This is a genomic window from Piscinibacter sp. (assembly GCF_050175855.1).
Taxonomy (GTDB): domain Bacteria; phylum Pseudomonadota; class Gammaproteobacteria; order Burkholderiales; family Burkholderiaceae_C; genus Piscinibacter.
The window spans coordinates 1-11,424 of sequence record NZ_JBFXIO010000138.1 but is presented as its reverse complement, the minus strand read 5'-3'; the positions used below and the strand labels follow the sequence as shown (position 1 = coordinate 11,424).

9 protein-coding genes are annotated in these 11,424 nt (G+C 71.5%); 8 read left to right on the top strand and 1 reads right to left on the bottom strand.

Going from position 1 to position 11,424, the window contains the following annotated elements:
- The 7 genes from AB7U92_RS12305 to AB7U92_RS12275 all read left to right on the top strand — a co-directional run.
- A partial coding sequence (locus AB7U92_RS12305) for a cbb3-type cytochrome c oxidase subunit I (RefSeq protein WP_428576923.1) occupies positions 1 to 884 on the top strand: 884 nt, incomplete at its 5' end.
- A gap of 14 nt (positions 885 to 898) precedes the next feature.
- Positions 899 to 1,708: a CbbQ/NirQ/NorQ/GpvN family protein gene (locus tag AB7U92_RS12300; protein ID WP_428576920.1), complete on the top strand. Its 810-nt coding sequence runs from the start codon at positions 899 to 901 to the stop codon at positions 1,706 to 1,708.
- Entirely contained in the window at positions 1,701 to 2,690 is a 990-nt protein-coding gene (locus AB7U92_RS12295; protein WP_428576917.1) for a 4Fe-4S binding protein, read from the top strand. Before AB7U92_RS12300 ends, AB7U92_RS12295 begins: the two co-directional genes overlap by 8 nt.
- Before the next feature lie 9 nt (positions 2,691 to 2,699).
- Complete coding sequence (locus AB7U92_RS12290; RefSeq protein WP_428576914.1) at positions 2,700 to 4,529, top strand: nitric oxide reductase activation protein NorD; 1,830 nt, start codon at positions 2,700 to 2,702, stop codon at positions 4,527 to 4,529.
- Positions 4,530 to 4,608: 79 nt separating this feature from the next.
- Complete coding sequence (locus AB7U92_RS12285; protein ID WP_428576911.1) at positions 4,609 to 5,307, top strand: Crp/Fnr family transcriptional regulator; 699 nt, start codon at positions 4,609 to 4,611, stop codon at positions 5,305 to 5,307.
- Between the two features lie 99 nt (positions 5,308 to 5,406).
- Entirely contained in the window at positions 5,407 to 6,243 is an 837-nt protein-coding gene (cobA, locus tag AB7U92_RS12280) for a uroporphyrinogen-III C-methyltransferase (RefSeq protein ID WP_428576908.1), read from the top strand.
- 315 nt (positions 6,244 to 6,558) lie between these two features.
- A complete protein-coding gene (locus AB7U92_RS12275) occupies positions 6,559 to 8,100 on the top strand; it encodes an ATP-binding protein (protein ID WP_428576905.1) in 1,542 nt (513 codons plus the stop codon).
- Positions 8,101 to 8,119: 19 nt separating this feature from the next.
- Here the strand turns inward: AB7U92_RS12275 and AB7U92_RS12270 are convergent, their stop codons facing one another.
- A complete protein-coding gene (locus AB7U92_RS12270; RefSeq protein WP_428576903.1) occupies positions 8,120 to 9,658 on the bottom strand; it encodes a methyl-accepting chemotaxis protein in 1,539 nt (512 codons plus the stop codon).
- Positions 9,659 to 9,894: 236 nt separating this feature from the next.
- On the opposite strand from AB7U92_RS12270, the gene AB7U92_RS12265 reads away from it, so the two are divergent.
- The gene (locus AB7U92_RS12265; protein WP_428576900.1) at positions 9,895 to 11,421 is read left to right on the top strand and encodes an AMP-binding protein; all 1,527 of its coding nucleotides are present in this window, start codon (positions 9,895 to 9,897) and stop codon (positions 11,419 to 11,421) included.
- Positions 11,422 to 11,424 lie beyond the last annotated feature (3 nt).

The following is an 11,424-nucleotide window of genomic DNA, read 5'->3' as shown; positions in this document are numbered from 1 at the left end:
CGCTGATGTTCCTGTTCAGCTTCGTCAACCCGAGCAACCTGGTGCGCGACAAGATGTACTGGTGGTTCGTGGTGCACCTCTGGGTGGAAGGCACCTGGGAGCTGATCCTCGGCGCGCTGCTGGCCTACGTGCTCGTCAAGACCACCGGCGTCGACCGCGAGGTGATCGACAAGTGGCTGTACCTGATCATCACCATGGCGCTGGTCACCGGCATCCTGGGCACCGGCCACCACTTCTACTTCATCGGCCTGCCGGGCTACTGGGGCTGGGTGGGCAGCGTGTTCAGCGCGCTCGAGCCGATCCCGTTCTTCATGATGACGCTGTTCGCGTTCAACATGGTCCAGCGCCGCAAGCGCGAGCACCCGAACCAGGCCGCCGTGCTGTGGGCGGTGGGCACGGCGGTGATGGGCTTCCTCGGCGCCGGGCTGTGGGGCTTCATCCACACGCTCAGCCCGGTGAACTACTACACCCACGGCTCGCAGGTCACCGCGGCGCACGGCCACCTGGCCTTCTACGGCGCCTACGTGCTGGTGGTCATCGCGATGATCAGCTACGCCATGCCGATTCTTCGCGGCCGCGAGGCCAACCCGCGCCGCGCCCAGTCGTTCGAGATGTGGAGCTTCTGGATCATGACCATCGGCATGGCCGTGATGGTGCTGGCGCTCACCGGCGCGGGCATCCTGCAGGTCTGGCTGCAGCGCATCCCGACCGAGGGCGCGATGTCCTTCATGGCCACGCAGGACCAGCTGCGCTTCTTCTACTGGGTGCGCGTGGCCGGCGGCGTGATGTTCCTCGCCGGACTGCTGACCTACCTTGCCAGCTTCTTCGTCGGCCCGGCGGCCGACGAGGCCGAGGAGGCCGGCGGCCGGCTGGCCGCCGCCTGAGACGGGAGACCATGATGGAAATGGCCAGCGCCCGGCAGATCGCGGCAGTGCCGTACTACGCCGCGCAGGGCGGCGAGTGCCGGCTCTTCGAGCAGGCGCACGCCAGCCGGCTGCCGCTGCTGATCAAGGGCCCGACGGGCTGCGGCAAGACGCGCTTCGTCGAGCACATGGCGGCGCGGCTGTGCCGGCCGCTGGTCACCGTCAGCTGCCACGACGACCTGAGCGCGGCCGACCTCGTCGGCCGCCACCTGATCGCCGGCGGCAGCACCGTGTGGTGCGACGGCCCGATGACCCGCGCGGTGCGCGAGGGCGCCATCCTCTACCTCGACGAGGTGGTGGAGGCGCGCAAGGACACCACCGTCGTGCTGCACCCGCTGGCCGACGACCGGCGCGTGCTGCCCGTCGAGCGCACCGGCGAGCTGATCGCGGCGGCGCCGGGCTTCATGCTGGTGATCTCCTACAACCCCGGCTACCAGAACCTGCTCAAGGGCCTGAAGCCGAGCACGCGGCAGCGCTTCGTGGCGCTGACGCTGGGCTATCCCGAGCCGGTGGTGGAGCGCGCCATCGTCGAGGCCGAGGGCGGCTGTGCCGCCCCGGTGGCGGCCAGCCTGGTGGCACTGGCGCAGGCACTGCGCCGGCTCACCGACCACGACCTTGAAGAGACTGCCAGCACCCGTCTGCTGGTGATGGCGGCGCGCCTGGCCGCTTCCGGCATGCCGCTGCGCGACGCCTGCCAGGCGGCCATCGTGGATGCGCTCACCGACGACGCCGACACCGCCCGTGCGCTCGGCGAGGTGGTGGCCGCGGTGATCGGCGATGCCTGAACGGGCGATCGCGCTGGCGGTGAGCGACGCACCGCCAGCCCTGCGCATGGCCCGGCTGCAACGCCGGCGCCGCGCCTTCCAGATCGGCTTCTTCGCGCTGTTCCTGCTCGCGCCGTCGCTGAACCTGCTGCGCTTCGATCTGCACGAGACGCAGCTGTGGGTGCTGGGCCTGCGCTGGTCGCTCGGCATCGACGACTTCGTGCGCGGCGACATCTCTGCCACGCACGCGGCGCTGAACATCGTCTTCCGTGCCATCGTGCCGGCGGTGCTGGGGGTGGCCGCCTTCATGACGGTGGCCTACCGCTACGGCCGGCTTTACTGCGGTTGGCTGTGCCCGCACTTCTCGCTGGTGGAGACGCTCAACGGCGTGCTGCAGCGCGCCAGCGGCAAGCTCAGTTTCTGGGATCGGCAGCGCAGCCTGCGCGCCGGCCAGACGCCCGATGCACGCTGGTGGCCGGCCTTCTTCGTCGCCTGCGCGATCTTCGGCTTCCTGTGGGCGATCACGCTGCTGACCTACCTGCTGCCGCCGCGCGAGATCTGGGGCAACCTGGTCTCGGGCACGCTCACGCCCAACCAGGCGCGATTCGTCGTCATCGGCAGCGTGGTGTTCACGCTGGAGTTCATGTTCGCGCGGCACCTGTTCTGCCGCTTCGGCTGCGCCGTCGGGCTGTTCCAGAGCCTGGCCTGGATGGCCAACCCGAAGGGCCTGGTGGTCGCCTTCGACCGCGAGCGCGCGCGCGATTGCCGCAGCTGCAGCACCGCGAAGTCGCCCGAGGGCTCGGCTTGCGATACCGCATGCCCGATGCGCCTGCACCCGCGCAACATCAAGCGCATGATGTTTTCGTGCGTGCAATGCGGCCAGTGCCTCACCGAGTGCGAGAGCACGCACGACGCGCAGGGCCGCGGCCCCAACCTCGAATGGAAGGTCGGGCTCGACGCGGTGCGCGAGACGCTGCGCCAGCGTCGCGAAGACCGCGGCTAGGAACCGGCCATGGAAGAGTGGATCGGCGAACACTGGCACCGCTGGATCACGCGGGCGGCCGACCGCAGCTTCCCCGAGCAGGGCGTGGTGCTCGACGAGGTGAAGCACTCCGCCGCGATGCTGTTCCATGCCATCGGCGGCGGGCACGGCGTGCGCGTGGTGCCGGCGGGAGAGTCGAAAGCCGGCGGGCCGCGCGGCTGGCTGCAGCGCATCGCCGGCAGCGGGCGGCGTGCCGCCACAGCGCAGTTCGACGCCGACACGCTGGCCCTGCCGCCGCTGATCGCGGTGTTCGACGACCAGGCGCTCAACCGCGACCTCTACCTCTGGCTGGCCGCACTCGCCGCGTCGCATGCGGGCCGCGGCGGCTGGATCGCCGCCAACGTCGAGGCGACCGAGCAGGTGCTGCTGCGCTGCCCGGGGCTGCGCACGCGCTGGCAGCGGCTGCGCGCCGCGCACTTGGCGCAGCGGCCCGATCCGGCGCGACTTCGCGGTGAGGCCGCTCGGGCCGAGGCCGCGGTGCAGGCCGCGCTGCGCGGCGAGGCCGTGAGCGCGGCGGACATCCCCGCCGATTCCGTCGCCCCGGTGTGGGTGTGGCTGGACGCTCTGCCGCCGACCGCCGGCGCGGCGCCCGCCGAAGGCGACGAGCGCGATGGCGGCGGCGCCAAGGCGTCGCGCAGCAGCACGCGCCGCCGCACCCGCCGCCTCGAGCCGCAGAAGGACAAGCGCGCGCCGCTGCTGCTGCCCTCGAAGACCGAGCAGCTGATGACCTGGGCCGAGCACGTGCCCGTCGACCGCGCCACCGACGACGAGGACGACGGCAACGCGCTGCGCGCGGCCGACGACATGGAGCAGCTCGCGATCACGCGCGACGGCAAGGCCGGCGCGGCGCGGGTGAAGTTCGACCTCGACCTGCCCAGCGCCAGCGCCGACGACGTACCGATCGGCGAGGCCGACTCGCTGCCCGAGTGGGACTGGAAGCGCCAGGCCCTGCAGGCCGACCGCTGCCGCGTGGTCACGCTGATGGCGCGGCCCGACCAGCCCTTCGTGCCGGCCGCACCGCTGCGCGCCACCGCGCGCCGCGTGCGTCGCCGCCTGGAGGTGCTGCGCGCCGCGCCGCGCTGGCAGCGCCACTGCGCCGAAGGCGAGGCCATCGACCTCGACGCCTGGGTGCGCCATGCCGCCGACGAAGCCGGCAAGCGCACGCCGCAGGCCGCCGCACGCGACCCGCTGGTTTTCGCGCGTCGCACGCGCGGCGAGCGCAGCCTGGCCACGCTGCTGCTGGCCGACCTGTCGCTGTCCACCGACGCGCATGTCAACAACGACGCCCGCGTGATCGACGTGATCCGCGACGCGCTCTATGTTTTCGGCGAGGCGCTGGAAGCCACCGGAGACGCTTTCGAGATGCTAGGTTTCAGCTCGGTGCGCCGCGAGCACGTGCGCATGCAGCACCTCAAGGCCTTCGAGGAGTCGTGGAGCCGCGCTGCGCAGGCCCGCGTGGGCGCGATCAAGCCCGGCTACTACACGCGCATGGGCGCGGCGCTGCGCCACGCCACGAAGCGGCTTGCGCTGCGCCCGGAGCGCCAGCGGCTGCTGCTGATCCTTACCGACGGCAAGCCCAACGACCTCGACGTCTACGAAGGCCGCTGGGGCCTGGAGGACACCCGCCACGCGGTGCACGAGGCGCGCGAGGCCGGCCTGCTGCCGTTCTGCCTGTCGATCGACGAGGAGGCGCACGAATACCTGCCGCACCTCTTCGGCCGCGGCGGCTGGGCACAGGTGCGTGCCCCGGCCGAGTTGCCCGCCCGGCTGGCGGCGGTCTACGCCCGGCTGACGCGCTGACCCGCGATTGACGGCGGTCAAGTCCCAGCCCGACACGGCCGGGGACACTCGCGCCACCTCGACCCCGGAGCGTCCCCCCGTGGAAGCCCGCACCTTCGACCTGCCGCGCTACCTCTCGGTGCTGCCGCTGTTCACCGACCTCAACCGCCCCGAGCTGGAGCGGCTGGCGCTCGGCTGCCAGCTGCGCCGGCTGTCGCGCGGCGACACGGTGTTCCGCGTCGGCGAGCCGTGCGAGGAGTTCCACGTCACCGTCACCGGCCAGGTCAAGCTGTTCGCCATCTCGCCGGCCGGGCAGGAGAAGGTGATCGAGCTGGTCGGCCCCGGCAACAGCTTCGCCGAGGCGCTGATGTTCACCGGCAAGCCCTACATCGTGAACGCCCAGGCGCTGACCGACACGCTGCTGCTGACGGTGAAGAAGGAGGCGGTGGTCGGCGAGATCGAGCGCGATCCGCGCTTCGCGATGCGCATGCTCGCCGGCATCTCGCGGCGCCTGCACGGCCTGGTGCACGACGTCGAGGCCTACGCGCTGCACAGCGGCGTGCAGCGGGTGATCGGCTACCTGCTGCGCGACCAGCAGGTGGAAGACTGCGCCACCGGCGAGGTGGTGACAGTGTCGCTGCCGGTCAGCAAGGCGACGATCGCCTCGCGGCTGTCGCTCACGCCGGAGTATTTCTCGCGCGTGCTGCACGAGCTCGAGGCCGCCGGCCTGGTGCGCATCGACAAGCGCGACGTCCACATCCTCGACCCCAAGCGCCTGTCCGCCTACCCCGGGCGTTGAAGCTCCGCGGATTGTCTTGAACTGCTTCAAGGCGGCGAGCGGCCGCCGGCCGTGCAATGCAGTCATCGCCACGCCAGACCGCGCACCGAGGACACGACCATGACCCTGCTCAGCGAGCCGCTCCAGTTCACGCCCGACCACGGCATCGCCGCCGGGCCCGGCCACGTGACGCTCGTCGGCGCCGGGCCGGGCGACCCCGACCTGCTCACCGTCAAGGCGGCGCGCGCGCTGCGCGAAGCCACCCTGGTGCTGTACGACAACCTGGTCTCGCAGGACGTGCTGGCGCTGGTGCCGGCCAGCGCCGACCGCGTCTACGTCGGCAAGATCAGCGGTCACCACAGCCTGTCACAGGACGGCATCATCGAGTTGATGCTGCGCCTGGCCGGCGGCGGACGGCGGCTGGTGCGGCTGAAGGGCGGCGACCCGTACATCTTCGGCCGCGGTGGCGAAGAGGCGGAGGCGCTGGCGGGCGCCGGTATCCCCTTCGACGTGATTCCCGGCATCAGCGCGGCCCAGGGCGCCTCGGCCGCCACCGGCATCCCGCTGACCCACCGCGACCATGCCGAGTCGCTGGTCTACGCCACCGGCCACCTGCGCGGCGAAGGCGAGGCGCGCACCGTCGACCTCGACTGGCAGCTGCTGTCGCGGCCGCGCCAGACGGTGGTGATCTACATGGGCGTGGGCACGCTGCCGGTGATCAGCGCGCAGCTCCAGGCCCACGGCCTGAGCGGCAACACGCCCGCAGCCATCGTTGAGCGCGCCACCCAGCCCGGCCAGCGCACCCTCACCGGCACGCTGGCCACGCTGCCCGAACTGGCGAAGAGGCACGACGTGCGCGCCCCGGCGCTGATCATGATCGGTACCGTCGTCCTGCTGCGAGCCGAACTGGGCCAGGCCGCCGCGACTCCAGCCGTCGCCCGAACCGCGGCGGCTTGAGGCCACAATCCGGGCACGGCTGCCAGCAGGCGGCCTGCACCGGAGACCGTCGTCATCGATTCCACCGTCCCGACCGAGTCGCGGCCGGGCCCGCGCCCGCGCGTCGGCGTCGCCACCTGGCTGACCGTCGTCAGCCTGCTGGGGCTGCTGCCGCTGCTGGCGTTCTCGGCCTACAGCGTCTACCGCTCGATCGACGAGCTTCGCGCCCAGAGCCTGGCCGGGCTGGAGCGGCGCGCCGGCGACGCCGCCACGCTGATCAGCCAGCAGCTGGACAGCGTATTCGCCGCGCTGCGGGCGACGGCGCAGTCCGACGGCGTGCGCCGGGGTGACATCGAAGCGACCTACCAGACGGCCCTGCGCGTCGCCGAGGTCGATGCGCGCATCGTCGGCATCAGCGTCGTCGATGGCGACGGCAACCAGCTCTTCAACACGCGCCGCCCCCTCGGCGCCCAGCTGCCGCGGCCCTCGCCGATGCTGATGGCACTGCAGCGCTACGTGATCGAGCAGGGCCGCCAGGTGGTCTCGCCGCTGGTGATCGGCGAGACCACGCAGGAGCGCGTGCTCGGCGTCGGGCTGCCGGTCACCATCGGCGAGCGCACCTATGCGATGCGCGCCGTGGTGAGCATGGAGGCGCTGGGCACCTGGCTCAATGCGCAGGCCTGGCCGGCGGACTGGACCGCCGCCGTGATCGACCAGAACTCGATGATCGTGGCGCGCTCGCGCGATGCCGACCGCTTCGTCGGCGAACGCGCCACGCAGGCGCTGATCGACGGCATCAAGCGGGGGGAGACGCAGTTCCAGTCCGTCACCGAGGACGGTATTCCCGTCTACACGAGCATCGCGCCCGTGGCGGGCTCGGGCTGGCACGTGGTGGTGGGCCGGCCGGCCGCGGCGATCCATGCCCAGGTGCGCGATTCGATGGCGCGGGTGCTCGCCGTCGGCCTGTTGTGCGCAATGCTGGCGGTGGCCGGCGCGCTCTACATGGCCCGGCGCCTGGCGCGGCAGCTGCGCAGCGCGGTCGAGGCCCACGTGCGAGGAGCCGCGGAATCGACCGAGCTCACCATCCGCGAGGTGGCCGACCTCGCCGGTGCGCTGGCGCTCTCGCGCGAGGCCGAGGCGCAGGCGATGCGAGAGCTGCAGCGCGCTCGCGAGCAGACGCTGGCCCAGCTGAAGGAGCGCAGCGACATGCTCGACGTGCTGGCCCACGAAGTGCGCCAGCCGCTGAACAACGCCTCGGCAGCGCTGCAGGCGGCCACGGTGGAGTTGTCGCGCGACGGCAAGCTCACCGCCGCCGAGCCGATGCGCCGCGCCGAGCTGGTGCTTAGCGAAGTGCAGCAGAGCATCGGCAACACCCTGGCGGTGGCCTCGCTGCTGGTGGGCGGCCAGCGCATCGAGGGCGTCGACACCGACATCGACACGCTGATCGAGGTGGCGATCGCCGACCTGCCACCCAGCGAGGCGTGGCGGGTGAGCATCGAGCGCGAGACGAACACGCGCACCGCGACCATGGAGCCGGGCCTGATGCGACTGGCGCTGCGCAACCTGCTGTCCAACGCGCTGCGCTGCAGCCCGCCGGGGTCGGCGGTGGTGGTGCGGGTGTCGGATTCCGACGAGCCGCTGGCGCTGATCCTCGACGTGATCGACCACGGCCCGGGTATTCCGGCCGACCGCCTGCCGCGCTTCGCGGAGCGGACGCCACCACGGCTCGAGAAGGACGCGCGCGGCCGCCGCCGCGGCCTCGGCCTGCACATCGTGCACCGCGTGATGGAGCTGCACGGCGGCGAACTGCAGGTGCTGCGCACCGGGCCCGAGGGCACGGTGATGCGGATGGTGGTCAGTCAGGCCGCGGTGGTGTGAGCCCACGCTGCCGGACGGCTCATGCGGCGGGCGCTCCGATCCGGAACACCGCGACCGACTCGGCCAGCTTCTGCGCCTGCACGCGCAGACTCTCGGCCGCGGCAGCACTTTCCTCGACCAGCGCCGCGTTCTGCTGCGTGGCCTGATCCATCAGGCTGACGGCCTGGCCGACCTGGTTCACGCCGCTGCTCTGTTCGCCGGTGGCTGCGCTGATCTCGGACATGATCCGGGTGACGCGCGTGACTGCGTCCACCACCTCGGTCATCGTGCTGCCGGCCTGGTCGACCAGCGTGCTGCCGCGGTCGACGCGCTCGACGCTGTCGGCGATCAGCGCCTTGATCTCGCGCGCCGCGGCCGCGCTGCGGCTGGCCAGGTTGCGCACCTCGGTGGCGACGACGGCAAATCCGCGACCCTGGTCGCCGGCTCGGGCGGCCTCGACGGCAGCGTTCAACGCGAGGATGTTGGTCTGGAAGGCGATGCCGTCGATCACGCCGATGATGTCGGCGATCTTCCGCGAGCTCGCGTCGATGCCCTTCATCGTGTCGACCACCTGGGCGACGACCTCGCCGCCGCGCGCGGCGACCGTGGACGCGTCGTGCGCCAGGGCATCGGCCTGACGGGCGTTGTCGGCGGTGTGGCGGACAGTGGAGCCCAACTCCTCCATCGAAGAGGCGGTCTGCTGCAGCGCGCTGGCCTGCTGCTCGGTACGCTGGCTGAGATCCTGGTTGCCATGGGCGATCTGCGTGCTGGCGCTGGCCACGCTGTCTGCACCGAGGCGCACCGAGCTCACCACCTGGCGAAGCCGGTCCTGCATGTCGTGCATGGCGGCGAGCAACTGGCCAGTCTCGTCGCGGCCGGCCACGGTGATCGTGTGGTCGAGTTCGCCGGCCGCCACCGCGCGTGCCGCGTCCACGGCATGGCCGATCGGCTGCGTGATGCGGCGCGAGAACAGCACACCGCCTGCGCTGGCGGCCGCGCAGACCGCCAGCATCAGCGCGAGGCTGATCATCGTGGCGCGGCGGGCTGCAGCATCCGCCTGGTCGGACAGCGCTGCGGCGTCTGCCGCGATCCTGTCGGAGACCTCACCGAGCAGGCGGGTCGGTTCGCGGTCCATGCCGCGCACGGCGACATCTCCAGCGGTCGGGTCGAAGCCGGATGACTTGAAGGTCTCGAAGCCCTGGCGGTAGCTTCGGCCCATCTGCTCGTGAGCCTGCGCGAATCGCCGCGTCAGGGCCTTGGATTCGCCCTCGGGCAGCGCCTCGAGCAGCTTGCGGGTGTTCTGCGCCACGTCGCGTTCGCTGGTGGCGAAGGCCTCCCAGTGCTTGTCCAGGGCCTTGGGATCCTTGCCGCGGAGCAGGACGTTTTTCCACTCCTGCACCTGCGTCTTGAACAGGATCGAGACCTCGTCGGCGGTGGCGCGCTGCTCATGGCCGGCGTGGACCGGGCCGGAGTAGCTGCCGAGCGCCTGGTTCAGGCTGTAGATGCCGTACAGCGCCGCGGCGAAGACGGCGAGCACGGCCAGGGCGAACGCCAGTGGCAACTTGAGGGACAGCTTCATTTCAGGCACGGAGTTCAGCAATCGACCTGATGGGTGTCGACAGCCATCGCATGTCCTTGAGTGAAATTTTCCTCTGCGATGGATCGGCGGCATGGTCGACCGTGCGGCCGCACAGTCACGGTGCGAAGGATGGCAGCGCAACGGTCAGAAGTGACCCTCTGCGCGAATCATCTCGCGTCGGTTCACGTCACCAGTTCGGCCACACTCCCGTATCGCCCGACCTGACTTCGACGCGGATGCAACTGGTCCATCTTCTCCTTCGACAAGCGCGGCTGGCGCCGGGGCGTGTGGCCGTGTTCCATGGAACGAGCCCGCACGCCCGCTACCTGGACTGGGTCTCGCGCAGCGCCGGCGCGGCGATGCGCCTTCGCGAGGCGGGCCTCGCGCCGGGCGACCGCGTGCTGCTGTTCATGCGCAACCACCCGCGCTACCTCGAGCTGCTGTGGGCGGCCTGGTGGGCCGGGCTGGTGGTGGTGCCGGTCAATGCCAAGTTGCACCCGCGCGAGGTGGAGTGGATCGTCGACAACGCGCAGGCGCGCTGGGCGTTCGTGACCAGCGACGTGGCGCCCGTACCGCTGGCGGGGCTGCAACGGCAGATCGACGTCGAGTCGCCCGAGGCCGATGCGCTGCTGTCGCCGGTGGACGACTTCCGCGCCGTGCCGGTTGCCGAGCGCGGGCCCGACGACGTCGCCTGGCTGTTCTACACCAGCGGCACCACCGGCCGGCCCAAGGGCGTGATGATCACGCAGCGCAACCTGATGACGATGGGCCTGGCCTACTTCGCCGACGTCGACGCCATCTCGCGCGACGACGCCATCGTCTACGCCGCGCCGATGTCGCACGGCGTCGGCCTCTATGCGATTCCGCACCTCATGGCCGGCGCGCGCCACGTGGTGCCGGCCTCCGGCGGCGTCGATCCGGCCGAGCTGTTCGCACTCGGCGCGCACCTCGGGCCGCTTTCGACCTTTGCCGCGCCGACCATCGTCAAGCGGCTGGTCGACCATGCACAACGCGAAGGCCTGACGGCCGACGCTGCGGCGCGTTCCTTCAAGACCATCGTGTACGGCGGCGCGCCGATGTACGTGGCCGATCTGCAGCGCGCGCTGTCGGTGATGGGGCCGCGCTTCGTGCAGATCTACGGCCAGGGCGAGACCCCGATGGTGGCCACCGCGCTGGCGCGCCACCATCTGAGCGACACCGCGCACCCGCGCCATCTCGAGCGCATCGCCTCGGTGGGCGTGGCCCAGACGCCGGTGCGCATCCGCGTCGCCGACGGCCAGGGCCGCGAACTGCCAGTCGGCGAGGTCGGCGAGGTGCTCGTGCGAGGCGACAGCGTGATGGCCGGCTACTGGCGCAACCCCGAGGCCACCGCCGCGGCCATCCGCGACGGCTGGCTGTTCACCGGCGACGTCGGCTGCCTCGACGCCGACGGCTTCCTCACGCTGAAGGACCGCAGCAAGGACCTGATCATCAGCGGCGGCTCGAACATCTACCCGCGCGAGGTCGAGGAGGTGCTGCTCACCGCGCCCGGCGTGGCCGAGGTGGCGGTGGTCGGCGCGCCCGAAGCCGAGTGGGGCGAGGTGGTGGTGGCCTTCGTGGTGGCCGCCCCCGGCGCCGCGCCCACTGCCGAGGCGCTCGACGCCCACTGCCTCGCGCAGATGGCGCGCTTCAAGCGGCCCAAGCGCTACGAGTTCGTGGCCGAGCTGCCGAAGAACAACTACGGCAAGGTGCTGAAGACGGCGCTGCGAGATCGGCTGGCCTGATCG